Raw genomic sequence first — 21970 nt, 5'->3', positions numbered from 1 at the left:
CACATAATACGGCGTATGGTTTATAAGACACTTGTTATTTCAAGGTTTCTACTGTGAATGAAGCAGAATTGCCCGAATTATTATCCCGTAAAAGTTTTTGTGCTTCCGCTTCGGAAATTTCCTTAATCTCCATAACTCCATTTTCACTATTTTCAGCAATGGAAAGATATATACTGCCACTGTTATTAAAATAGATGATGGGTTTTTTAGTATCAATGAATATACCAATTATCTGGTCGTTGTAGTACCAATACCCATCTTTTGGGTGATAAACTATGCCATAGGATTCATAATCTTGGAGCGTATTCATGTTTTCTGTCTTATCTCCAGATTCCATGCTGTAAGATTCATGATTTCTAATCATATCTCCATTTTCTGTAGAAGTGCCAGCGGGCATTGATTTAAGTCCTGAATTTTCATACTTTTCTGTATGCCTGTCATAAACTTCTTTTGTGCATTCCCGAATACCAATAAGTTTATCGTTTGTATCCCGTTCCGCTTCAATATCCACTGTTCCCGTAAAGAAATTGGTAAAACTTGCGCCGCCCACTGGGTCATTAAAAAATCGGACAACATTTCCCTTGTAAGTGTAGCACTTGCTATTCTTATCATAAATCAATCCATATTCTTCATATATCCCATAGTCAATATTACCGCCGGGCAGTTCTGCCGCCGTATCGTAATCTGAAGCATTCTCGGAAGCATGTATTGGTTTGTACTCCTGTTCTTCAAAAATTGGATTATTATTAGCTTGGGCGGAAGTTGCAAATGCTGTAGCTACCCCGACAACAATCAGACACGCCAGTACCAGCGAAAAAATAGTTGTTTTTTTTGTTTTCATAATAGCAGTTATCCTTTCTTCGATAGCATTTTTACTAAAGCTGTTACAAAATGGCAATAGCCCACTTTTCGTTGCTTCCATGTTGATAAGCATTAGCGAATAGGCAGATTTTGATTTTTCTCCAAATTGTCGTATGACGCTTTCATCACAAGCCAGTTCTATATCACGGTTAAAAAGAATATACATCACCCACACAAAGGGGTTGAACCAATGAATACAAAGGGCAAGTGTCGCAATCAGCTTTGTTACAGTATCATAGCGATAAATATGCACATATTCATGTGAGAGGACATATTGCAGTTGTTTTTCATTTTTCCAGTCCATTTTTTTCGGCACCAAAATAACAGGACGGAAAATGCCATAAGTTAATGGGGCGGAAATCCTATCAGATTGCTTTACCAAAATTGGACGTTTCAATGGGCGTTCCGCCAGCCACTTTTCTACATAATGGTTGTGGACGGGTAAAGCTGTCCGAAATTCAATCAGACAACGCAAATAGGATATTACAAAAAACAATGCGATAAGTATTATTCCTGCACACCATACAATAAACCACATGGAAACAGATGATAAAATATTCTCTGGCGGCTGTTCTGCTCCCTGTGTCGTAACAAACAGCCCTTGCATAGTGGGAATGTTGTAATCTGTTCCAGCTTCCGGCAATGTTGTAGAAGATATGCTATGAGTTACCAACGTATAAACACTAAACATTGACGGAATCGAAAACGGGATAAGCAGTCTTAATATCACCAATTCCCATAAAACAAGAAAAGTCTTTTTCGGCAGTTTATTGATTGCCACCGCACGGATAATCACTACCGCAGTAATGAAAGCAGCCCCCGAAAAGCTCATTTGCAGTAAATTCATTTACACCACCTCATTCCAAATCTTCCACAATCTGCTTGAGCTTCTGAATCTGTTCAGCGGAAAGCTTTTTTCTGCCTAACAGGGCTGCAAACAGTTTGTCAACTGAACCGTCATAAATCTTGTCAACCAATTCTTTTGTTTCCGCTTCCTGTACTTCTTCTTTGGGAATAAGGGCATGGCACATGAAATTAGGCTCGGAACGTTCAATCGCCCCTTTTTTGATACACCTTTTTATCAGTGTGTAGGTAGTATTCATGTTCCAGCCAATTTCTTTTTTCAGAACGTCGGATATGTGTTTTGCAGTGGTGTCGCCCTCGTTCCAAAGCACACACATTACTTTCAATTCTGAATCGAAAAGTTTAATATCCATTTGTTTCCTCCTTTCCACAAGACCGCAGTAGTTTCTGTTTGATTACACATTACACCTTTCTTAATCGGTTGTCAACACTACCGCAGTAGTGTTAAGAAAAAATTCATAATTTATTTTCTTGAATAGATAATGAAATGAGAGGGCTTCCGCAGCAGTCGGCACTGTGCGTAATGTGCATAACTTGCTATCTTATGGAGTTGTGGGAAAGTCCGTTTGCAGAATGTGGGAAAGCTGCTCTTTAGCTTTTTCATGTTCTGTGAACGGACTTTTCCATAACGGAATAGCAAGTTATACACATTTCCATGGTGCTTGTCGTTTGCTCTTTGGTTCGGAATAGTGTGGTGCTGGCGGTCTATCTCTTGTTTTCGGTTGTTTGCTTCTTTACTGTACATGAGCATTTGCACCTGGGTTATCATTTCCGTAACCTTCGAGAAGGTTTACAACACCCCATGCGCCCAGACCTGCGCCCAGGGCGATCACAAGGATCTTCAAAGTATCAATCGCGCTTGCAAAAAATGCCATAATGTTCCTCCTTTAATTTCAGAAATTTTAATTTGTGATATGGCCGTATCAGGCCGGAAACAAAAAAAGCCGCCGCACTGTTTTTAGAAAAAATCTGTTTCAAACAGCACGGCGGCATGGGGCAGGAAAAATCCTGCGGTTATTTACTTTTCAGGGAGAATCACGAATCCTCAAAAAATCCTCCTTTCATCGTGACAAAAACAAAGCCTGCCAGGGCGTCATGCTTTGACAGGCAGGAACAACTTTATAAAGTCTGGGAAGCCAGATCTTCGGCTGTGACTTCATAATTGCGGTATCGTTCACCGGGACGCATCGGCATCCGGGTAGAAAGAAACTTTTCGATATTAAAAGCGTTCTTCTCATTAAAATCGGAAAGCAGTTTGTAATTTGGGTGTTTGGTTATATCGTATTTCCGGGAGAGGAACGGCCGCACACCCCTGATCTGCAACAGACATTTACCCCCGTCCATGACTGCCAGTTCATCCACCGACATCAGATCCTTTCCCAGCTTTTGAAAATTTTGTCCGTGGGATTCCTGATTGCCCTTTGTGACACTGGTGTTATACAGGTCGATGGTCTCTTTCCCCAATAGGGAGTTCCAGCTTTTTAAGGTGGTTTCTTCTTTGCCTCCTAAGAAAAGGGAGGCGTCACAGTTACCGATGATGGTGTCCATGTTGTCTTTATACAGGGCTTTGAGTTGGCTTTGCGCCTGCAGCACCAGGCAGGCAGAGATCTCACGGCTTCGGATGGTCGCCATAAGACGCTCCAGGTTCGGGATCTGCCCGATATTTGCCGCCTCGTCGATCAGGCAGCGCACATGGATGGGAAGCCTTCCACCATATACATCATCCGCCCGCTCACACAAGCGGTTAAACAAAATGGAATAGATCAGACTGATCAAAAATGCAAAGGTCCCGTCCGTGTCACTCATAATAAGGAAAAGAGCAGTCCGTTCATCTCCCAGCATATCCAGATCCAGTTCGTCATACATGGTAATTTCCCTGACTTCTTTAATGTCAAAAGGAGCCAGTCTTGAAGCACAGGAAATAAGGATCGACTTGGCTGTTTTTCCAGAGACAAATTGTCAAGGACTTTTTAATCAAATTCACAAAAATCTACAAAAAAGGTGCCAGAAGCACCGTATGGCTCCTGACACCTCGTTTGATAGATTACATTTTTCCGTTCAGCAGGTCTTTGCAGAGATACGCATAGTCTGGCAGCTGGTTGATATATGGCTCCCAACGCCGCTTGATTTCGGCCAATTCCAGCGGGTCGGCTGCTTCCAGTGCATGATCGTTGCCCGTCATATACAAAACATCCATAGCAACATCATCCAAACACCTGTAACAGAGATCGGCGGCAGATTCGATTCTGATACCGGTATCCACATAGACTGGATTTACACCAATCGTCAGCCAGACATAGCCTACCTTGTCCGACCAGAGCAGTTCAAAATCAGGGCTTTGCCGCAGATGTTCCGCAAAGACTTCCTTTACTCGCTCAATTTCATGTTTCTCTTTTTCTGTGTAAAGCATTTTCGTGTCCTCCTTGACAAAAACTTTGGTGCGTACCATCATCAGTTTAGCACAAGGCGGCTTCGTTTATCAGTCTGTCACATCTGCTGAATTTCATTTTTGAGCATACGCTTGATTTTATCGCTCATGGTTTCTGTGCTGGTATTGCTGAAATGGACATGAACCTTGTAGGTTGTCTTACCGATTTTCTTTACCATCGCTGGTGTGTTTTCCGGCTCTCTGGACGCAGTAGCGGCGTCTGCCACCTGCATAGTACGGGGTTCTCTGTTCATGGCGCTCCTTTCTCCGAACGGGTCTGTGCCGCCCGGTAAAAAATCAGTCTTGCTTACTGTTTACAATGTCTTTTGCTGTCTGTCGGGTAGCACCGGCATTTTCTTCCCGGAAATTCTTCCCGTCAAAAAGAATCGGCGCACACCGTTCCAGAATACGGTCATAGATACGGGCGTGGGCCAGGTCAGGCGGGTTCTTGAGTTCGGCCAGTTTCAGGTTGGTGGTGATGATCATGGGCCTGCGGCTGCGGTATCGGCTGTCAATGACGAAAAACATCTGCTCCATCGCATACTCGGTACTGCGCTCCACACCCAAATCGTCAATGATAAGCAGGTCGTATTCGTCAAAGCTGGCGATAAAGTCGGCCCTGTCTTCGGAGAACATCCCTGTCAGGCGGTTCAGGATGGTGGGAAAGTTCGTCATCAGCACAGGCACATCCCGGTCAAGTAGAGCATTGGCGATACATCCGGCGAAAAAAGATTTGCCGGTTCCCACATCTCCAAACAGCAAAAGCCCGATATTGCTCTTATATGCTTCTTTCCAGTTCTCCACATAGGCATGAGCCTTGTCCATCAATGGGTTTTGCCCGTTGTCGTTGGCAAAGGTGTAGTCATAGAGATAGCGGTCTTGCAAGCCCTGTGCCTTTCGGCGTTTGATACGCTCCATGCGGCGCTGCCGTTCTTCAGCAGCCTTGCGCTGCTCCTCAGCCTCCCGCTGACACTGGCAGATACAGCGGGGCATGAAGTAGCCGGGTTTCCCAAAGCATGGCACAACGGTCTGCCTCTGACCGCCGCATTTCTTACAGTGAATGAGCCCGTCTGACGGGTCTATATACTCGTCCCCGGCCAATTCCACACCGGCAGCTGCCTTGTCGATGAATGCCCGGATTTCTGCGGTAATCTCAATCATACAGTTTCATCCTCCTTTACGCTGTAATCCCGGTTGCGGGTGGGCGGGGCCGCCTTTTTCGCGTCCTCACCGGCCCAGCGCCGGATGGTGGCGGCATGACTCTGATACCGCTTACCAGTAGAGGCCATGTATTCGGACAGCTTTTCGATGTACTGGCCCCATACAGTGGGAAAACTGGCCTGTAAGTCTGCCAGTTCCTCGTCCGTCAGGAAAACATTCTGGTAACGGCCATAGGTGTGGGAAGGGTGCCCCGTTTCAGGGCGTACCTTCTCTATCTCTCTCTTTATCTCTATCTCTTTCTCTAACTCTATCTCTATCTCTGGTGGACGAATGTCGGACAAATGTCCGCCGTTTGTCCGTGGCGCAGAAAGAGCCTTATTTTGGAGCCTCGCAGCCCGCTTTCGCTCGGCCTCGGTAGAGGACTGGCCGATTAAAAGTTCGATGTTGCTCATGTAGAATGTGCCGCTGTCCAGCACTTCCACAAGACCCAGCTTCAAAAAGATCTGCAAGGCTCTCTCCACAGTGCCGATCTGCTGGCGGGTAATGGTGGCGATCATCTGCGCCGTGTAAGGAATGTCCTCGTCAAGTTGAAGCCGTCCACCATGTTTCAGCGATTTCAGATACAGCTTGAGCAGAATGTTGGAATACAGCACACCATCCTGCATACTTTCCAGCAGCACGATGGAATCATCGTCAAAATAGTTTTCTTTGAGTTTCAGGTAATAATATTTTCGGTTGTCTGACATAGGGTTCCTCCTTGGGGTTTCTCTTGGGATTCTGCACGCATTTTATGGCCGTTTTAGGGGTCTGAGGATAAATCTATCAGCCTGCCTTTGACACCCTCGAAAAAATCCTTGATTTACAAGGGTTTTTCAGCCCCTAAAGCGTGACATTTCTCCCGTTGTTTCCGCTTGCGCTTTGCGGCGTTGATCCGCTTCATGCGTGCGGCACATTCCGGGCAGTATTTGGCCCGGTTGGAACCGGGGGTAAACAGCGCCCCACATACGGCGCATTTCTTCGCATTCAGCCGGTGGAACAGCGCCGTTTCCAGTTCCTTATCCTGCGGCAATACCGCCGTCCGAAACCACCTGCACAACAGGGAATAGGAAATGGACTGGACACAGACACATTTCTCCCCATCGTCCAGGGCGATACAGTTTCCGTCGATGTAGTTACAGCACTCATGCACCAGCCTCCGCACTCTGCGGTACTGGCGGTAATCCATGACTGGGATAGGTTCAGACTTATTGTTCTTCATAAATGATTTCTTTCATAAAGCCGGTAACCTCCTTGAATGAATTTATTGTTAAATATTCGTGCAAAGTATTGTTTTCTTCGTGCAAATGGCATATACTATAATTGCCAGCAGAAAGGGGTTGATCGTATGGCTGGAAATACCACAAACATCAGTATCCGCATGGACGCAGATTTGAAAGCGCAGGCGGACGCACTGTTTACTGAACTTGGCATGAACCTGACTACGGCGTTTAACATCTTTGTGCGCCAGTCGCTTCGTGAAGGCGGCATTCCCTTTGAAGTAAGGCTGGAACAGCCGAACAAAGAAACGGTTGCTGCCATGCTGGAAGCGGAAAGGATTGCAAAAGACCCGTCTGTAAAGGGCTACAATGACCTTGACGAGTTATTTGCTGACCTGAAAAGATGAAAGAAACCAAATATACCGTCAAGTACACGACCAGTTTCAAAAAGGACTACAAACGAGCTATAAAGCGTGGCTTGAAGATTGAGCTGCTGGAGCAGGTCGTAGCGTTGCTGGCGATGGGCGAACCGCTGCCGGATAAGACCCGTGACCATGACCTGTCCGGCGATTGGGCAGGCCATCGGGAATGTCACATTCTCCCGGACTGGCTGCTTGTCTACCGCATAGAAGATGATGTTCTGGTGCTGACGCTGGCCCGCACCGGCACACACAGCGACTTGTTCGGCAAATAAACAGTCTGCCGCCGTATGGGGAAACCTGTACGGCGGTTTTTCTGTGTGCAAAAGTATGTCGTGAAACGCGGTAGCCCTTACCGCTCCGGCTCCCGGTCGTGAGGCTTGTCCCGTTCCTGTCTGGACAACTGCTCGACGGTTTTGCGGAGCCGTTCCACTGCTTTCAAATCCTCCCGCATGGATTTCATGGCAAGCGTGTCCGCCTGCTTTCCGGCGGCCAGCTGGTCAATTTCCAGCTGCCATGCCTTCGGGGTGATTGCCTCGCCGCTGTCTTTCAGTTCTTTCAGATACCGGGCCGCTGCGTCATAGAGGATCAGTTCCCGGCTGTGGCGCTGTTCAAACTGTTCCCGCTTTTCCGGCTTTACTTTGGCAAGCTGCTTATGGACAGCCTTGTACTTGTTGTACTGCGCCCACATCTCCCCGCGCTCGGTGAGGGTGGCGATCCGGCGCTCGGTCTTGACGATCTTTCCCCGCAGGTCATAGTAACAGCTGTTCATATCAGCGATTTTTTCATGAAGCTGCTGCATAGACTGGATGCCGTTTGCCTGCAAAAAGCTGAATAGTGCAGCGCTTTCCTGCAAAGCCCGGATTTTGCCGGTGCGGGTGCGGGGAGCGTCCAACTGCTGCTGGGCCTCCCACAAAGCTGTCAAGCTGCTTTGCTGTGTTTGTGGTTTTTCCGTTTCGGCTTTCGACCAGCGATAAAGACGGGTAATGCGGGCTTTGATTTCTTTCAGCAGCTTGTTGTCGGCGGCGATCTGCCGGTTTACTTCGCCCTTGTCGGTGCGGATGCCGCGCTTTTCCATTTGGCTGGCGGCTGGCCCCAGATGGACAGAGGGGATTTTATCAATGCCCCGGCGCTTGTAGCTGCGGTGGTCTACCAGGGCGGGATGACCGGCGGCCTCCAATGCCCGGTTGGTGCAGGCCGCCCATGCCGCCCGCCAAATCTCCACATTCCCTTTGTCGTTCCAGTCGGTGGTGTCCTCCCGGTGGTTCTTCCAGCCGCCTTTCCCGTCCGGGATGCGTTGGCCGTTCTCGTCCAGATCGTATGCCTTGCGGCACTTTGCGCCCCACTGTCCATTTTCTTTCAGAGGCCGGAGCGTCAGCATGATATGGACATGAGGGTTGCCGGTTCCCTTGTCATGGATAGCAAAGTCAGCACACATTCCTTTGTCTACAAAGTTGTCCTTCACATAGGCGCGCACAAGGGCAAGCTGCTGTTCACCGGACAGTTCACGGGGCAAAGCCGCCTCGATCTCGCGGGCAAGCTGGCTGTCCCTGGCTTTCTCGATCTGCTCCACGCTGTTCCAGAGGATAGATCGGTCTGCAAATTCCGGCGGGGCGTGGTCAGGCAGCATGATCTCCGCATGGACAATGCCGCCTTTCCGGGTGTAGTCGTGGGGCATTCCATCCCATTCATTTGTCAGCTTGGTTCCGCTGCGGTAAGCAGCTGCGGCAACGGCAGAACGGCCTGCGCTGCGCTTGATGATACTGACGGGGATATGACAGAAATCTATGGGGAACACCTCCTTTCAGTGAGGGGATAACAGGCTATGTGGAGCCGGACAAACGCAAAGCGGGTGTCTGGCTGCGCAGAGCGCACAAGGGGTTTGGGGAGTGTAGCTTCCCATCGCGGACGAAGTACGCAACGCCCCCGGCAGGGCGCACAGCACCGGCAACGGTGTATAAGTGCGCCCTTGTAAACAAGGGACTTATGGCGTGTCCCCGGATTTTGGCAGGTTTGCAGTCAATTCCGCAGCCCCCGGAAGATGGGACAGGGCAATCAAAAATGCTTTAACCTCTGCGCCGGAAAGGTCGGGAGCCAGCGGGAAAATCCCCTCCAAAATGGCTCCGCGCTCAATCAGGCGGCGGGTGCGAACCCTGCGTTCTTCGTTCCGCTGCTTGTTCTCCAAAATCTTCTTTCGGTTTTCAAGCTGCCGAATCTCCTTCAGGACTTTCTCCCGTTCTTCTTTTTGGGGGTGGGCTGTAATTTTTTCGTTCATGTCAGGCACCTCTTTTCTTTGAAAATACTCATAGATTGACCGTCCATTTCTGTCGAGCAAAGTACCGGCGCAGCCTCCGCAGTGCAGCGTGGATGGATTTTCCCGCCTGTGATGGTGTGATACCCTCCATTGCGGCAATATCTTTCACTTTCATACCCAGCATATAGCGGGCATGGACACGGCGAGCCTGCATAGGCGGCAGGGAAGAAATGGCTTCGTACAATCGCCGTATCAATTCTTCGTATTCGGCTAATTCTTCTTTTTCTATCAGGTAGTCCTCCGGCGATGGCTGCGCCCAGCCGATGGCGGCATTTTCGATTCCATCGTTACAATCGAGGGAATAAAACGCCTTATACCGGAACATCTTGCGATCTCTGGCGGCCTCGGCTCTCTTGTCCAGAAGAAACGCTTCGACGATCTCATCGGACACCTCCACAAAAATGTCCTCTTTGCAAAATGGATAATATTGTTTGAGATTGATGGTCTGCATAGGCACGCCCTCACTCTGTTTGAAAAAGGTCATCATAGCAACGGCGCATATTCCGCAGTCCCCGGTGGATGGCAACGCTGACCTTACTGCTATGGATACCCTCTCTCCGGGCGATTTCCGGCTGCTTGATACCGGCAATGTAGTAGGCGTGAACACGGCGGGACTGTGCCGGAGTGGCATGAGCCAGAGCCACCGGCAGAGCTGCAATCAGGCGCAGTCGCGTGGTCATTTCTTCTCGTTCCAGCAAAATATCTTCCGGTGATCTGCTGTGTTCCAGTGCGTAATTTTCCAGCCAGCTGTATGCGTCCAGAGAGTAGTAGGCGCGGTGGTAGACTTTCCGACGCTCATAGTTCTCCATCTCCCGCTGGGCCTGATACATCGCTGCCCATACCTCGTCCGTAACATCCACAAACTCGTCATGCCGGTAGTGGGGATACATCCACCGCAGATTGATTGTTTTCATAGGCTTACCTCCTGAAAATTGGAGAGGCGGGCAGCTCGTCCGCTGTCCGCCCCTCGCTGAGATAAGGGAAATGATCCCTTTCACTTGGTAGCCAGAAAACAGGTCATTCGTTAAGCCTGTTCTCAAAGAAATTTATAAATTTTTTTCTGACCGCCTCCACACTTTGATACACAGCCACTTTGGAGCAGCCGCACAGCACACCGATCTCTGCAAGGCTCAGCCCGTCAAGCGCATAGAGCAGGAACCGGCGGCGCTGGGCCTCGGTACAGGTGTCCAGAACAGCCATCAGCTCATGCAGCGTTTCCATGCGGCAAAGGTATTCCTCCGGCGTTTCGCCGTAGACCCCTACACCCTCGGTGGTAATGATGTACTCGTCAAACTCCCGGCCATCCCAATGCCGCCGCTGTTCATGGGCAAGGTTTTCCGTCTTGTGATCGGCGCGGTCAAGGTATTCGTAGACTTCAACCGTGACTTCCACGGACAGGGCTTGTCCGTTATAATTGATGATAACTTCCATCTGCCTTTCCTCCGTTCAGAATTTTTTGAAAAAAATCTGAACGGAGCAGGCGGGGCGCGGCACCGGGGATAAAGTTCGGGCCATGCTGACCCGATGTTCCGGCTCCATAGGGACAAAAAAGCGCCCGGACGGCATAAAGCCATACGAGCGTAATAGAGTATATTTTGCTGTTTAGTTACATGGTATAGTGCATACTGCTGACCACATTGCTCCGCTGTCGGGAGCAGGCTTTTTTTAGCTGGTGCAGGTCATGGGTACTGTGAAAAAAGACAAGAATAGACACGGCGGCAATCCTCCTATATGCCGCCGTGGATTTACACGGTGTTAGGTCGTCGTTGGTTTAGGATAGACGAAAAGAAACGGCGGCTCTGAAAATCAAAGCCGCCGCTTCATAGGCGCGTGGAAATGTGTCTGCTTTACGACGGCTTTTTTTCTTTTGCCGTCGTCCGGCAGATGTATGAATCTATAGGTATTTTCTATTCAATCTTTTTTCTTGATAAATATGAAACGCTGCTACTCCAGTCGCTGCCAACTGAACCAGAATTAGAACAGCAAACAGACCGAAGCTCTCATAATAGAACAGCTCATCCCTAAATAGAAGGACATCACAGAGCGCAATCAAGGTAAGTGTCACAAAGTAAATGATATAATCTCGCAGGCTTCTGCGGATATTTTGAATTGCTAACTTCCAGTACATATCTTCCTCCCATCACCTTACGCTATCGGAGTTGCTGCGAATCGAACGCTGGAACAGCAGCCATGTACTGAGAAAGTAGCAGCTCAGCAGCAAAGCGAAAATCCCGACAATGATACCTATTTGCCGCATCAAGGCTCCGCAGCCAATATAAGCTGAGATTTCAGCAGAAACACTTTGAAGAAAATAGCCAATCACAATCATTGCTACAACGATTGCCGCTGTGATCGGCATCCCAAACCAAACACCAAGCTGTTTTAGAACCAAAGTATGCAGGTCCTTCTCTTCCACTCCCATTTTTCGCAGAACCGAAAATCTGTAGTTGTTTTTTTCTGCATCTAGGAGCTGCTGAAGAGCCAGCACGGTAAGACACATCACCATCAGCACAATTGCACCATAGATCAAGGACGCTTTTAGGATAAAGTTAAGGGCGATTATACGGTTCACTTCCGTAGTATGGACAGTTGTACTGTATCCTGCCAGATTGTCTTTATCAGGATCTTCTGGATAAGAACGCCCAAGAAGCTGTTCCAGCATTTCTGCCGTTTTGAAGGGAAGCGGATATTGGGTCATCACAAATCGGTTGCTCTGTACCGGAAGCAAGACTTGCGCTATCTCGTCCGGTATGATATACACCACATCTGTATATAGATTATAGATGGATTCCCCCACAGGTTCCTGAAACACTGCATTCTCACTGAGTTTCAGAGTGCCTGCGTCCGTTTCCAGTAAAGTATGCTCAGCGATGTAGTTTTCAATATCCTTGTCCTCTGCCGCACTATGCCAGTGGGTAGCAAATTCATCCGTTTTTAAAATAATAGGTTCATATCCCAACATTTTCCGAACAGCGTTATAATCCTTCAGTGCAATCGCCAAGGGAGGAAAGTCGTACTTTACCCGCTGGTGAAAGTCGCTTTTTTGAGGAAGATATTCCGAAAAAGTCAAATCGTCCTTTATCTCTATGTTGTTTTGTTCTATGAACGCAGTAATTTCCTCATAGTCTGTATCCGGAAGATTTTCCACTTCATAAACATCGTTGTAGCGGCTTGAAATTTGAATATCATAGACTGCCCGACTATCCAAATAGCCCAGACTCCATCCTGTCAAAACTGGCGCAATGACAAACAAGCAGATAGAAAAAGTCAGGGTCACACAAATGATCGTCATCGTTTTCGTATTGGTAGCCAGCTTAGAGGAAAGCTGTCCAAACAGAAATAAACTCGTATTGTGATATTTGCGGGACACTTTAGACTCCTTCCAGTATAGGAGCGCCGCATTCGATAAATACATGACTGCGGAAATGATAAACAAAATATCCGCAACCCCAAACAGCAAATATTGATTCAGAGTTGGGGCGTCAAATCCAAGGAAGTAGGCTTTTTCCAGTTCTGCGATGGAAAAAATCGGGATAGCGGTCAATACAGCACCAGCCAGAAGCCCGCAAAGATATGGGGAAAATCCTATTTTTCTGTGTAAAAAAGAAACTGCAATTGCCCAAAGCAGCGTCACGGCAGGGAAAAGGACATTCCCCCAATACATGAGCTTTACAGGAAGCGGATGTCTGGGATCGAAGTAAAAATGATATTTTACAGCACCTACCTCCAGCATCCACAGCAGCATAATGCCATAGAAAATACAGATCATCGGCATCCATCTGCTTTTATGAAGCGGTTTTTCATTCTGACGGTTTGCCGTCATAAGCTCAATAATCCTACTTTTATTGAGAATTCTGACATTCCCGACTCCAACCAGAATCTGGCAAACAACAAAGAAGCCCACGGTCAGCAGCACGGTATCTGGAAAAAAAGACCAAGAAAAAGCGTAGGGTTCCCCAAAAGAAGCAAGCAGCATAGCCGTAATGACCTGAGAAACGACCATCCCCAGAAGGATTCCCACCGACACAGAGAATATGAGCAGGAAAAAAGTCTCTCCAAAAAAGAGCAGTCCTATGGTTTTTTGCTCCATTCCCAGGGTTGCCTCAACTGCAAACTCCGATTGTTTTTTTCTCAGCATGAAACGATTGACATAGTGGATCAGAAACAACAGAAGCAGACTAATCCCACAAATCGCCAGTTTCATACCTCCAGCCAGCAGGGAAATATTATATTCCGCACCAATGGTCGGATGATAATGGGTGCTGCTGATAGACAAAAACGCATAGAACAATGTGACACAGAGTGTCATGGTCACAATATAAATCAAATAGTCCTTTCCTGACCGCTTTGCATTTTTGAAAATGAGTTTAGTGTACATCATTCACACCCCCTCCCATCATGGTAAGGACATTCAAGATTTTTTCAAAGAAAACCCTACGAGAATCACTGCCTTTGAGAATTTCCGTGAAGATCGCACCATCTCTTAAAAAGAGAATACGATTGGCATAGCTTGCCGAAAAAGCGTCGTGTGTTACCATCAGGATTGTGGCGTCAAGGCTTTCGTTAATACTCTGGATTGTGGAGAGCAAGGCTTGTGACGAGTGACTATCTAACGCGCCGGTAGGTTCGTCCGCCAGGATCAACTTTGGCTGGTTGATAATAGCTCTGGCACAGGCACACCGCTGTTTTTGACCGCCGGACACCTGATAGGGATATTTATCCAGAATATCCGTGATATTCAGCTTTCCGGCCATTTCCCGCACCCGCCCATCAATCTCACCTGCAGGAACCTTGTTGATAGTCAGTGCCAAGGCAATGTTTTCCGAGATTGTCAGAGTGTCCAGCAGGTTAAAATCCTGAAATACAAATCCAAGATTCTCCCGACGAAACCGGGCAATCTGTTTTTCGTTGATTTCCGTCACATCGGTTCCGTCCAGATAGATATGTCCCGCACTGACGGTATCAATGGTGGAAATACAGTTGAGCAGGGTAGTCTTGCCGGAACCGGATGCTCCCATGATTCCTACAAATTCCCCTTCCTGAACGGAAAAGCTGATGTCCTGAATTGCTTTTGTAACATTCCCGCCATTTCCGTAATATTTTTGGATATGATCCAGTTTCAAAATTTCTTTCATTGTTATCACCTCTGATCTCTATTGTAGAATAAGAGTGGCCTCGTTTGTATCAAGTTTTCTTACAAAGTTCTAACAAAAATGTAAGAAGTGCAGGACAGCAATCAGCCCTGCACTTCATGGATCAGACAGTTAATGTGAAACGCCATGGAAATGGCGGTTCCTTGTTCCGATGATTCTGCCGCAATGCCAATGCCCAGCTTTTCACAGAGCCGTTTGCATAGGTACAGGCCAATGCCTGTGGACTGCTGGACCATACGACCATTCTGACCGGTAAATCCCTTTTCAAAGATACGGGGCAGATCGGACGCAGCAATCCCGATTCCATTGTCCTCCATGACAAGAACAACCTGATCTTGCCGTTTATGAGTAGAAATGCGGAGAACCGGTTGTTCCGTACGATACTTGACCGCATTGGCAATCAGTTGGTTCAGAATAAAGCGCACCCACTTTTCATCTGAATAAACCGTGTCCTGCATTTCCTCCACTTCCAGACGCATACCACCTTGGAGCAGCAGATATTTATTATCTGCAATCGCCTGATGCACCACTTGGGACAGTGCCATTTCCCGGACAGAATAATCTTTCTCTGTATGCTCACTGCGGGCGTAATAAAGAGCTTGTTCGGTAAAGCGGTTGGTCTTTTCCAGTTCCAGCAGAAGTTCCTTTGTCCAGTCCGTCCGGTGGTTTTCACATAGGAGTTTCATGGCAGTAATGGGCGTTTTGATTTCGTGAATCCATTGCTCAATGTATTCTTTGTACTCCAGGCGTTCCCGCTCGACTTCTCCAATCTGTTCCAACATGGATTTTCCAGCCATTTTCAAAAGCTGATAGTAAACCTGATCCTCGGCCTGTTCCGGCAGCTCCATCACTTCGGAAATGAGGTATCTTTCGGAAAGCTGCTCCGCCATATCCAGAAGTTTTTTCATCTGCCGCTTCCGTTTCCAGTAAGTGAGGACAAGTCCCGTCAGCAAAATCAATGCCCATACAATCAGAATCAATACTACTGCGGAAACCGAATTGCCGCACACCAGCAAAAATACAGTGAGTGCAGCCATACAAACAAGGTTCGTCAGCAGAAATGGTAGCCTGTTTTTCCAATATCGTCTGCTGTTCATATCGTGTACCCCTGTCGGTGCTTTGTCTTGATAAAATCCGTCAGACCGATGCCCGCCAGTTTTTCCCGGATGCGGTTGATATTGACGCTCAAAGCATTGTCATCCACATATAGCTGATTGTCCCACAAATACTCAATCATATCTCCGCGAGAACAGATTTTTCCACCGTTCTTGAACAAATAATAGAGAATTTTCAATTCGTTCTTAGTAAGTTCTACGCTCCGTCCATTATAGTCCAAACTGCTGGATTCCAGATGCAGCACCGCATCTCCATAGACGATCTTCTCCCGTTGTTGTGCGGGATAGGTTTTCTTCAGCAGAGAAGCAATTTTTGCAAGCAGGATTGCTGTGTTATAGGGCTTCGTGATAAAAGCGTCTCCACCCAACATAATGCTATTCAGCTCGTCCATATCCGTGTTGCAGCTTGTCACAAAGATGATCGGCACTTCGGAAAAGGTACGAATTTTAGAGCATAAAGCAAAACCATTCTCTCCGGGTAACTTAATGTCCAACAAAATCAGATGTGGCTTTTCATCCTGAATCTGTTCTGTCACAGCGGAAAAATTCCTTACTCCAAGCGTTGTATATCCATTTCCATTCAATAAAGTTTGTAATTCTCCCTGTATCACAGGATCATCTTCAATTATCATAATTTTAGATAGTTTCATGCTTTCTGCACCTTTCCTTGTTTTGTCCGGCCATCAACTGGCTTCTCCGCAGTTTTAGGGATCAGCCAAACACCAGCCATCTTCACAGCGCCGTGGATACGCTCACTGGCACAATAGTAGTTTACCCTACGAGGTGTCACGCCCCACTTCTCGGCGGCCTCTTTCAATGTCATATAGTCCATTTCGCACCTCCACAGAGTACATTATAGTTCTCTTTCTCGAACAATGCAAGGAACGAAATGTGAATTATAAACTTCAACTAACCTGCATATAGCAACATTCCACGGGCAAAGTATGAATTATACAATGTAACTGGGTGATGTTATATGGCGAAAGTTGAAGATTGTCCCGGTTTTGAAACCTTCGGCGCAGATGTCAAAGCTGCACGAGAGGCAAAGCGTCTGGCACGAAAAACATTGGCAGAAATGGTTGGGATTGAATGGCGGTATCTTGCCAACATTGAGAATCAAGGTGCGATTCCGAGCCTGCCTGTGATGATCCAGTTGATTAAGGTCTGCGGACTTCCCGTGGAACGGTATTTTAACCCGGAGATTATACGAGAAGAAAGCGAACAGCGGCAACGGGTCAGCCACAAGCTGAAGCTTTGCCCTGAAGAATACCTGCCGATTATCGAAGGTGCCATAGACGGGGCGCTCAAAATGGAACAGACTGCGAAGCAGAAGGAGGACGCATAATCGCGGCCTCCTTCTGGCGTTTCTGTATCATGTTTCCCTGCACTTTTCCAAAAGTTCCCGGCACCTCTGCTGGATTTCTCCGGTTTCTGTCACAGTCAGGTCACGGTCATTTCCAGTAATCTTATCTTCCAGAAAGTTGGCGTATGTACCCAACAAAGCGTTCCGTAAATCCTCCGGGGTTTTCTGTATTTCAGCGCTATACCAGTCATTCCGGTGGGGTTCCCATGCCATCAATGTATAACCGTGGCTGGTCTGAACTACCTCATACAGTGGATCATCATCCAGATATGCCTGAAACACTTTCAAAATCTTTTCAAAGGTCAGCATTTCCCGCACCTCCCATTCAGCTGCAAATCAGTTCCCTGATTAAAATTTCCTCAATCTGTGCCGTTAATGTGTTCATCAGCCCCACCCAACGCATAGGGTCACAGGCTTTCAGTTCTTCCGTGACACCCGCAGTCTCCATCATGTGAGGCAACATGGTGTCCACGCGCTCCTGCGCTGTCCGGTCAATCTCTAACAGGTGTGGATACAGCTTCTCGCTCATCAACAGTTGGTTGTAGAGAATGGGGCGATGTTTCTTTAGGTAGGATTTTCTCATCCTGCCGTACTTGCCGATAGAAGTTTCCGGCTGTTCAGAAAGTTTTAGGTTGGGTATATCATAATCTCCACAACGAATGTAAGTCAACTTACTCATTTTCATTCTCCTTTGCTTCGTGATGATTAGACTGCTGCGCTGGCTGCTATGCTGCCTTTGCGCGGTTCTTCTTTTGGTAGCTGACCGATAGTAGAAAAAACACCTTTTTTCATATCCTCAGCCCGGATCAGGGCTTTCTTAGCGTCCATTTCCGCTTTTTTCTTCGCCTTGATTTTGTCCTCATACTGTTTCTGTGCGCCGCTGGCTTTCCGCTTCAAATAATTCTGATGAAGCCTGTCCTTGCGTTCTTCTTTTTTCCGCAGTTCTTCCTGTTCCTCCGGGGTTAAAGGAACCGGCTGTAAGGATGGTGGGATATAGCGTCCTAAAAAATTGAAGTAGATTTCAATTTCCTGCGTGGTGTCCTGACTGCCTTTTCGGGCGCGTTCGTGGACAAGGATTTTCTCTACAAACTCATTGAGCATGGTGTTTGTCAGAGTGTCAAAATTCTCGTACTTATCAATCAGGGCTATAAATTTCTCCGCTGATTTCTGGCTCTGCTCATAGCCGGTAACAGCCTTTTCCAGCTCTGCAATTTCAATCTCAAGTGCGTCCTGCTCTTTGGCATACTGTGCATCAAGCGCCTTATATCGTGCATCCGGCAGCTTGCCGAGGGCGTTGTCCTCATAGATTTTGCAAATCAGTTTTTCCAGTTCTCCGGCTCTCTTTTGAGCAGCAGCCAGACGCCTGCGCTTTTTCGATATATCGGCACTCTGTTGAGCAACCTGCGTTTCCTGAACGGTGTGAATAAATTCCGTCCGGTCATTTCTGGAATATTCAGCGATAGCCCGGAGCGTGTCGGAAACCAATGTCAGGACAGCACTCTCATTGATACGGTGTTGTGTAGGGCATAGTGTCCCACACGGAACTTTGGTATAATTGGAACAGGTATATTGAGAAATCCGCTTGCCATTGTTGGTGCGGTGGACATACATCTTGCCGCCGCAATCGGCACAATAGAGCAAGCCTGTGAGGGGAGCCGCTTCGCCCCAGCCGTTTGGATAACGCCGTACATTGCTGCGGATTTTCTGCGCCAAATCAAAGGTCTGCTGGTCGATAATGGCTTCATGGGTATTCTCAAAGATCGTCCATTCGTCCTCAGAAACATAGTGGCTTTTCTTGTCCTTAAAGTGCTTGCGGGTCTTGAAATTGATGGTATGCCCTAAATACTCTCGTTTTTTCAAAATGTTCACGATGGTAGATGATCCCCATCCATAGGGGTCTTTGACCGGCTTTGAACGGTTCACACCTTCGTTGAATCGGGCAAGGTGTACGACAGGAATTTCAATCCGGTCTGCGGACAACTTGCAAGCGATCTGATAAGGCCCATATCCCTCCAGCGTGAGGGAAAAGATACGGCGTACCACTTCGGCGGCTTCCTCATCTACCAGCCAATGTTCCCGCTTTTCATCCCACAAGTAGCCGTAAATCACGGTGCCTGTCAGGTGCTTACCGCTCATGCCTTTTGACTTAAACACAGAGCGGATTTTCCGGCTGGTGTCGCGGGCGTAAAACTCATTCATGATATTGCGGAAGGGCGTAAAATCATCGTCGCCTTTCAGACTGTCCACGCCATCGTTGATGGCAATTAACCGGACGCCGCGCTGCCGCAAAATCTCCATGACCTGGCCGACTTTCAGATAGTCACGCCCTAACCGGCTCATGTCCTTGATGACGATTGCCTCTACACGCCCTGCCTCCACTTCCTCCATCATCGCCAAAAATCCGGGGCGGTCAAAACGGGTGCCTGAGATACCATCATCGGTAAAGTGCGTAGGGTTGGGCAGCCCATTCCGGCGGGCAAAATCCTCTAACATCTGCTTTTGGTTGGATATGGAATTGCTCTCGCCCTGTAACTCATCGTCCCGGCTCAGGCGCTCGTACAGTGGGGTAATTTTTTCATTTCTCATGGCTGTACCTCCTGAAACAAAAATGCTCTAAGTGATTGCTTCACTAACCATGACAAAATCATGATTAAGAAGTCACTTAGAGCATATATCACCGGCAGCGAGCTTATATTTCTTATATTGACGCAGGGCAAAATGATCCGGGTCTTTCTGTTCCAGCGCGTCAAAGAGAAGGTCAACGGCATTTTTGAACGACTCATCATCCTCACGGACTTCCATTGCGTTCAGCATTTCTACCAGTGTGGCAAAATTCTGTTCGTTTGCCGGAGCCTCATAATAGATATATCCGATCAGTGCCGTATAGAGCAGGGTTTCTGCCTTGACCCAGAAATCGTCTCCGGCTTTTCCTTCGCCTTTGGTATTGGCGATTAGGGTAGTGACGATCTTCAGAATATCTTTCTCGGAATGAATGTAGGCGAACGGGTTAAAGTGCATACTTTTCTGGAAATTGATCGTATTGAATACCCGTATTTTATAGGACTCATAGATGATCTTTCCTTTTTCATTACGCACAGGCTTTCCGTCCTTGTCCAGCTTTGGTGTGCCTCGCTGCAACATCTTTCCGCATTCCACAAGGACTGTACCTTTCGGATCGGTGACGACGTAGGAACTGTGCATTTGCATCAGATTGGGCTTGATGAAAAAGCGCGTTTTTCCCGAACCTGATCCTCCGACTACCAGTACATTTTTATTTCTTGCATTGGCCGGATTTTTGGGCCTTCCGTTTAACATCAGTCCTTCACTTTGGGTAAGAATGATATTGTTTTCCGGATTTGGGTCCATAAACGGGGCAATATCGGCTTTATTTCCCCATCTTGCAGAACCATATTCCACATTTTTGCGGTATTTCTTAGCGTCTTTCCCTCTAAGATAGACTGCCAGCCGCATAATGGCTGCACCGCAGAAACCGATCAGCCAGTCCATTGCCGCCCCCGGCCACATACTCTGAAACGCAAGGGCAAAGCCTTCGGACAGTCCTAACAGCTTTTGGGAAGCGTCTGCTCCGGGAGCCAGCCGCACCGCTTCGCCCAGCTTGGCAAATACCAGAAGGAACAGAACATAAGGCAGATGGAGAATGACCTGTTTTTTCAATGTTTCTGCATCAATCTTCATCGTTCCGGTCCTCCGTGTTCTTTGTTCTTTACACGGTCACGGCCAAGCGACTGTGCCAGTTCTTTGAACTTATGAAGCTGTATAAGCAGCGACGGTCTGGTGCTGCGTGTAAGGTCTTTCTTTGTATATTCCTTAAAAGCTGCCGTCAGTGCATCCGCCTGGTTTGCCTTGAAATATACCGTCCATTTTGGGGGATCGGTCCCAAGTTCCTTTTCTATATGGTAGCGTACCTGATGTTTTCTGGCATACCGTTCAAAAGAGCGGATTCGCCCTGAAACTTCAATGGTATTGGCTCCGGGGTCTTTATAAGTCAGCCGCTTCATGCTGTTGCGCCCGACTTTTGGCATTGTGCGTTCCTGTTCCATCTTTTGGAGTACCGCAGCAATAGCCGCACGCAGTACCCGCCCTGACAGTTTTGCTGCCTGTATAGAAACAGAAACCGTTCGTTGTTCGAGTTCTTCCTGCAAGAGCATCCTCCTTTCTGATAAAATCGGTATTTATAATATGGAAATAACTTTTTACCGGCTTTCCCCAAGAACCTGCTGTCGGGAAGCGTGTTCAAAGGCTTTTGCTGCCTGATCGACCTGAATTTTAGCATGTTTCAAAAGCGTCTTGATGATCGTAGCCGGGCGTTCCTGTTCCTCCAGATGATCGACCATCCCTTTGCACTCATCCGGGAGGTATGCCGCCATATCTTTCAACACATCGGAAAAGTTACCCATAAAGCCCCAGCAGCTATCCGACAGCTCCCCGTTTTTATAAAGCTCAAACCCATAACATTCGCCACGCAGATAGGAATCATAAGCGGCGACTTCGCTGCGCATCAGTGCGTCCGCTTTCTGCCGGATGGCGCCGGTCATCTTGTCAGCGTCAAATTCCTTTAGGGCATCTTCTTTGGAAACATAGATCCAGCCGACCTGTCCGCTGTCCCATTCTGCATGAGGAGCCCTGCCTGAGAAACTTTCTGTACTCATGGCAAGACCTGAGTGGTCGTAGAGATAGAGGGGGAGCATCAGATACTTTTCCGAAATTACTTTCTGCATTGCTTCATCGATCGCCCGTTCCTCTGTCTTTGGTCCATGCCGGAAACGGCTGCTTACAATGTTTACCATCCGTTCATAGCGTTTCATGCCGGCTTCATCATGTCCTACGGTATCTAAATACATTTCCCGCAGGAAGTCATCTTTGTCCATATGGTTGTGATGGTCGCCCAGCGCATAGCGGGGATGAAAGCATACCATCGTCCCAAAATGTTCATCTACCTCACGGGGAGAGATCAGAATATCGTCCGGCTGCACCATAAGGGCATAAGGTTCATTTACTGCAATTAACATAATTGG

The 21970-nt window shown here is 47.7% G+C and carries 27 protein-coding genes and 2 pseudogenes; 3 read left to right on the top strand and 26 right to left on the bottom strand.

Going from position 1 to position 21970, the window contains the following annotated elements; all coding sequences use genetic code 11:
* Positions 1-34: 34 nt before the first annotated feature.
* From H9Q77_RS12480 to H9Q77_RS12440, 9 genes and pseudogenes are all read right to left on the bottom strand, one after another.
* Positions 35-1708 (bottom strand): M56 family metallopeptidase, encoded by a 1674-nt coding sequence (locus H9Q77_RS12480; RefSeq protein WP_020993729.1) that lies wholly within the window; start codon positions 1706-1708, stop codon positions 35-37.
* A 10-nt stretch (positions 1709-1718) separates the two neighbouring features.
* Entirely contained in the window at positions 1719-2078 is a 360-nt protein-coding gene (locus H9Q77_RS12475; RefSeq protein ID WP_008704785.1) for a BlaI/MecI/CopY family transcriptional regulator, read from the bottom strand.
* Between the two features lie 381 nt (positions 2079-2459).
* Entirely contained in the window at positions 2460-2600 is a 141-nt protein-coding gene (locus H9Q77_RS12470; protein ID WP_456299963.1) for a Maff2 family mobile element protein, read from the bottom strand.
* 244 nt (positions 2601-2844) lie between these two features.
* Positions 2845-3684: pseudogene (locus tag H9Q77_RS12465) on the bottom strand (VirD4-like conjugal transfer protein, CD1115 family); the annotation flags it as partial.
* 85 nt (positions 3685-3769) lie between these two features.
* Positions 3770-4177 (bottom strand): hypothetical protein, encoded by a 408-nt coding sequence (locus H9Q77_RS12460; RefSeq protein ID WP_456299962.1) that lies wholly within the window; start codon positions 4175-4177, stop codon positions 3770-3772.
* A gap of 35 nt (positions 4178-4212) precedes the next feature.
* Positions 4213-4386: a transposon-encoded TnpW family protein gene (locus H9Q77_RS12455; RefSeq protein WP_456299967.1), complete on the bottom strand. Its 174-nt coding sequence runs from the start codon at positions 4384-4386 to the stop codon at positions 4213-4215.
* A gap of 64 nt (positions 4387-4450) precedes the next feature.
* A complete protein-coding gene (locus H9Q77_RS12450) occupies positions 4451-5314 on the bottom strand; it encodes an ATP-binding protein (RefSeq protein ID WP_249325786.1) in 864 nt (287 codons plus the stop codon).
* Positions 5311-6060 carry a phage replisome organizer N-terminal domain-containing protein gene (locus H9Q77_RS12445; RefSeq protein ID WP_249325784.1) on the bottom strand — a complete coding sequence of 250 codons (750 nt, stop codon included), beginning with the start codon at positions 6058-6060 and terminating at the stop codon, positions 5311-5313. Before H9Q77_RS12445 ends, H9Q77_RS12450 begins: the two co-directional genes overlap by 4 nt.
* Positions 6061-6173: 113 nt before the next feature.
* Positions 6174-6572, bottom strand: a complete 399-nt coding sequence (locus H9Q77_RS12440; protein WP_249325783.1) for a cysteine-rich VLP domain-containing protein — start codon at positions 6570-6572, stop codon at positions 6174-6176.
* 126 nt (positions 6573-6698) lie between these two features.
* On the opposite strand from H9Q77_RS12440, the gene H9Q77_RS12435 reads away from it, so the two are divergent.
* Together H9Q77_RS12435 and H9Q77_RS12430 are read left to right on the top strand one after the other, a co-directional pair.
* Positions 6699-6977: a type II toxin-antitoxin system RelB/DinJ family antitoxin gene (locus H9Q77_RS12435; protein ID WP_005924829.1), complete on the top strand. Its 279-nt coding sequence runs from the start codon at positions 6699-6701 to the stop codon at positions 6975-6977.
* A complete protein-coding gene (locus tag H9Q77_RS12430; RefSeq protein ID WP_249325781.1) occupies positions 6974-7264 on the top strand; it encodes a type II toxin-antitoxin system YafQ family toxin in 291 nt (96 codons plus the stop codon). The genes H9Q77_RS12435 and H9Q77_RS12430 overlap by 4 nt, the downstream gene beginning before the upstream one ends.
* 77 nt (positions 7265-7341) lie before the next feature.
* On the opposite strand, the gene mobQ is transcribed toward H9Q77_RS12430, so the two are convergent.
* From mobQ to H9Q77_RS12375, 11 genes are all read right to left on the bottom strand, one after another.
* Positions 7342-8787, bottom strand: a complete 1446-nt coding sequence (gene mobQ / locus H9Q77_RS12425; RefSeq protein ID WP_249325779.1) for a MobQ family relaxase — start codon at positions 8785-8787, stop codon at positions 7342-7344.
* A 186-nt stretch (positions 8788-8973) separates the two neighbouring features.
* The gene (locus H9Q77_RS12420; RefSeq protein WP_119194479.1) at positions 8974-9264 is read right to left on the bottom strand and encodes a DUF3847 domain-containing protein; all 291 of its coding nucleotides are present in this window, start codon (positions 9262-9264) and stop codon (positions 8974-8976) included.
* A 28-nt stretch (positions 9265-9292) separates the two neighbouring features.
* Entirely contained in the window at positions 9293-9754 is a 462-nt protein-coding gene (locus tag H9Q77_RS12415; protein ID WP_009296689.1) for an RNA polymerase sigma factor, read from the bottom strand.
* Between the two features lie 10 nt (positions 9755-9764).
* A complete protein-coding gene (locus tag H9Q77_RS12410) occupies positions 9765-10217 on the bottom strand; it encodes an RNA polymerase subunit sigma-24 (RefSeq protein ID WP_119624259.1) in 453 nt (150 codons plus the stop codon).
* Positions 10218-10320: 103 nt separating this feature from the next.
* A complete protein-coding gene (locus H9Q77_RS12405) occupies positions 10321-10734 on the bottom strand; it encodes an RNA polymerase sigma factor (protein WP_249325778.1) in 414 nt (137 codons plus the stop codon).
* Between the two features lie 463 nt (positions 10735-11197).
* Positions 11198-11431: a permease gene (locus tag H9Q77_RS12400; RefSeq protein ID WP_249325776.1), complete on the bottom strand. Its 234-nt coding sequence runs from the start codon at positions 11429-11431 to the stop codon at positions 11198-11200.
* A 12-nt stretch (positions 11432-11443) separates the two neighbouring features.
* Positions 11444-13684, bottom strand: coding sequence for an FtsX-like permease family protein (locus tag H9Q77_RS12395; RefSeq protein ID WP_330595954.1), 2241 nt, complete (start codon positions 13682-13684; stop codon positions 11444-11446).
* Entirely contained in the window at positions 13671-14438 is a 768-nt protein-coding gene (locus H9Q77_RS12390) for an ABC transporter ATP-binding protein (protein ID WP_005924873.1), read from the bottom strand. The genes H9Q77_RS12395 and H9Q77_RS12390 overlap by 14 nt, the downstream gene beginning before the upstream one ends.
* Positions 14439-14539: 101 nt before the next feature.
* Positions 14540-15553, bottom strand: coding sequence for a sensor histidine kinase (locus H9Q77_RS12385; RefSeq protein ID WP_249325775.1), 1014 nt, complete (start codon positions 15551-15553; stop codon positions 14540-14542).
* Complete coding sequence (locus H9Q77_RS12380) at positions 15550-16221, bottom strand: response regulator transcription factor (protein ID WP_117738869.1); 672 nt, start codon at positions 16219-16221, stop codon at positions 15550-15552. The genes H9Q77_RS12385 and H9Q77_RS12380 overlap by 4 nt, the downstream gene beginning before the upstream one ends.
* Positions 16218-16403, bottom strand: a complete 186-nt coding sequence (locus H9Q77_RS12375) for a helix-turn-helix domain-containing protein (RefSeq protein ID WP_097784691.1) — start codon at positions 16401-16403, stop codon at positions 16218-16220. The genes H9Q77_RS12380 and H9Q77_RS12375 overlap by 4 nt, the downstream gene beginning before the upstream one ends.
* Before the next feature lie 144 nt (positions 16404-16547).
* Here H9Q77_RS12375 and H9Q77_RS12370 point away from each other — a divergent pair, with 144 nt between their 5' ends.
* Positions 16548-16916 carry a helix-turn-helix transcriptional regulator gene (locus H9Q77_RS12370; protein ID WP_021650277.1) on the top strand — a complete coding sequence of 123 codons (369 nt, stop codon included), beginning with the start codon at positions 16548-16550 and terminating at the stop codon, positions 16914-16916.
* 27 nt (positions 16917-16943) lie between these two features.
* Here H9Q77_RS12370 and H9Q77_RS12365 read toward each other — a convergent pair whose 3' ends face one another.
* From H9Q77_RS12365 to H9Q77_RS12340, 6 genes and pseudogenes are all read right to left on the bottom strand, one after another.
* Positions 16944-17243, bottom strand: a complete 300-nt coding sequence (locus H9Q77_RS12365; RefSeq protein ID WP_021650276.1) for a hypothetical protein — start codon at positions 17241-17243, stop codon at positions 16944-16946.
* Positions 17244-17259: 16 nt separating this feature from the next.
* Entirely contained in the window at positions 17260-17613 is a 354-nt protein-coding gene (locus H9Q77_RS12360) for a TnpV protein (protein ID WP_097784692.1), read from the bottom strand.
* A gap of 26 nt (positions 17614-17639) precedes the next feature.
* Positions 17640-19520, bottom strand: a complete 1881-nt coding sequence (locus H9Q77_RS12355) for a recombinase family protein (protein ID WP_249325774.1) — start codon at positions 19518-19520, stop codon at positions 17640-17642.
* Positions 19521-19610: 90 nt separating this feature from the next.
* Positions 19611-20630: pseudogene (locus H9Q77_RS12350) on the bottom strand (type IV secretory system conjugative DNA transfer family protein); the annotation flags it as partial.
* A complete protein-coding gene (locus tag H9Q77_RS12345; RefSeq protein ID WP_005361074.1) occupies positions 20627-21103 on the bottom strand; it encodes a PcfB family protein in 477 nt (158 codons plus the stop codon). The gene H9Q77_RS12345 and the pseudogene H9Q77_RS12350, both read right to left, overlap by 4 nt.
* A 45-nt stretch (positions 21104-21148) precedes the next feature.
* Complete coding sequence (locus H9Q77_RS12340; protein ID WP_249325773.1) at positions 21149-21964, bottom strand: hypothetical protein; 816 nt, start codon at positions 21962-21964, stop codon at positions 21149-21151.
* Between the last annotated feature and the right edge of the window lie 6 nt (positions 21965-21970).

The organism is Simiaoa sunii, assembly GCF_014337175.1.
In the GTDB taxonomy this organism is placed as follows: Bacteria; Bacillota; Clostridia; order Lachnospirales; family Lachnospiraceae; genus Acetatifactor; species Acetatifactor intestinalis.
The sequence above is the reverse complement of the archived record's forward strand: the minus strand, read 5'-3'. Positions and strand labels throughout refer to the sequence as shown.

What these genes read in the sequence shown, in the direction of transcription:
- H9Q77_RS12440 (WP_249325783.1), bottom strand. Translation starts at nt 6,572, where the DNA reads ATGAAGAACAATAAGTCTGAACCTATCCCAGTCATGGATTACCGCCAG.
- H9Q77_RS12420 (WP_119194479.1), bottom strand. Translation starts at nt 9,264, where the DNA reads ATGAACGAAAAAATTACAGCCCACCCCCAAAAAGAAGAACGGGAGAAA.
- H9Q77_RS12340 (WP_249325773.1), bottom strand. Translation starts at nt 21,964, where the DNA reads ATGTTAATTGCAGTAAATGAACCTTATGCCCTTATGGTGCAGCCGGAC.
- H9Q77_RS12390 (WP_005924873.1), bottom strand. Translation starts at nt 14,438, where the DNA reads ATGAAAGAAATTTTGAAACTGGATCATATCCAAAAATATTACGGAAAT.
- H9Q77_RS12400 (WP_249325776.1), bottom strand. Translation starts at nt 11,431, where the DNA reads ATGTACTGGAAGTTAGCAATTCAAAATATCCGCAGAAGCCTGCGAGAT.
- H9Q77_RS12445 (WP_249325784.1), bottom strand. Translation starts at nt 6,060, where the DNA reads ATGTCAGACAACCGAAAATATTATTACCTGAAACTCAAAGAAAACTAT.
- H9Q77_RS12365 (WP_021650276.1), bottom strand. Translation starts at nt 17,243, where the DNA reads ATGCTGACCTTTGAAAAGATTTTGAAAGTGTTTCAGGCATATCTGGAT.
- H9Q77_RS12430 (WP_249325781.1), top strand. Translation starts at nt 6,974, where the DNA reads ATGAAAGAAACCAAATATACCGTCAAGTACACGACCAGTTTCAAAAAG.
- H9Q77_RS12355 (WP_249325774.1), bottom strand. Translation starts at nt 19,520, where the DNA reads ATGAGAAATGAAAAAATTACCCCACTGTACGAGCGCCTGAGCCGGGAC.
- H9Q77_RS12375 (WP_097784691.1), bottom strand. Translation starts at nt 16,403, where the DNA reads ATGGACTATATGACATTGAAAGAGGCCGCCGAGAAGTGGGGCGTGACA.
- H9Q77_RS12370 (WP_021650277.1), top strand. Translation starts at nt 16,548, where the DNA reads ATGGCGAAAGTTGAAGATTGTCCCGGTTTTGAAACCTTCGGCGCAGAT.
- H9Q77_RS12460 (WP_456299962.1), bottom strand. Translation starts at nt 4,177, where the DNA reads ATGATGGTACGCACCAAAGTTTTTGTCAAGGAGGACACGAAAATGCTT.
- H9Q77_RS12410 (WP_119624259.1), bottom strand. Translation starts at nt 10,217, where the DNA reads ATGAAAACAATCAATCTGCGGTGGATGTATCCCCACTACCGGCATGAC.
- H9Q77_RS12415 (WP_009296689.1), bottom strand. Translation starts at nt 9,754, where the DNA reads ATGCAGACCATCAATCTCAAACAATATTATCCATTTTGCAAAGAGGAC.
- H9Q77_RS12360 (WP_097784692.1), bottom strand. Translation starts at nt 17,613, where the DNA reads ATGAGTAAGTTGACTTACATTCGTTGTGGAGATTATGATATACCCAAC.
- H9Q77_RS12475 (WP_008704785.1), bottom strand. Translation starts at nt 2,078, where the DNA reads ATGGATATTAAACTTTTCGATTCAGAATTGAAAGTAATGTGTGTGCTT.
- H9Q77_RS12345 (WP_005361074.1), bottom strand. Translation starts at nt 21,103, where the DNA reads ATGCTCTTGCAGGAAGAACTCGAACAACGAACGGTTTCTGTTTCTATA.
- H9Q77_RS12450 (WP_249325786.1), bottom strand. Translation starts at nt 5,314, where the DNA reads ATGATTGAGATTACCGCAGAAATCCGGGCATTCATCGACAAGGCAGCT.
- H9Q77_RS12380 (WP_117738869.1), bottom strand. Translation starts at nt 16,221, where the DNA reads ATGAAACTATCTAAAATTATGATAATTGAAGATGATCCTGTGATACAG.
- H9Q77_RS12455 (WP_456299967.1), bottom strand. Translation starts at nt 4,386, where the DNA reads ATGCAGGTGGCAGACGCCGCTACTGCGTCCAGAGAGCCGGAAAACACA.
- H9Q77_RS12435 (WP_005924829.1), top strand. Translation starts at nt 6,699, where the DNA reads ATGGCTGGAAATACCACAAACATCAGTATCCGCATGGACGCAGATTTG.
- H9Q77_RS12395 (WP_330595954.1), bottom strand. Translation starts at nt 13,684, where the DNA reads ATGATGTACACTAAACTCATTTTCAAAAATGCAAAGCGGTCAGGAAAG.
- H9Q77_RS12480 (WP_020993729.1), bottom strand. Translation starts at nt 1,708, where the DNA reads ATGAATTTACTGCAAATGAGCTTTTCGGGGGCTGCTTTCATTACTGCG.
- H9Q77_RS12385 (WP_249325775.1), bottom strand. Translation starts at nt 15,553, where the DNA reads ATGAACAGCAGACGATATTGGAAAAACAGGCTACCATTTCTGCTGACG.
- H9Q77_RS12470 (WP_456299963.1), bottom strand. Translation starts at nt 2,600, where the DNA reads ATGGCATTTTTTGCAAGCGCGATTGATACTTTGAAGATCCTTGTGATC.
- H9Q77_RS12405 (WP_249325778.1), bottom strand. Translation starts at nt 10,734, where the DNA reads ATGGAAGTTATCATCAATTATAACGGACAAGCCCTGTCCGTGGAAGTC.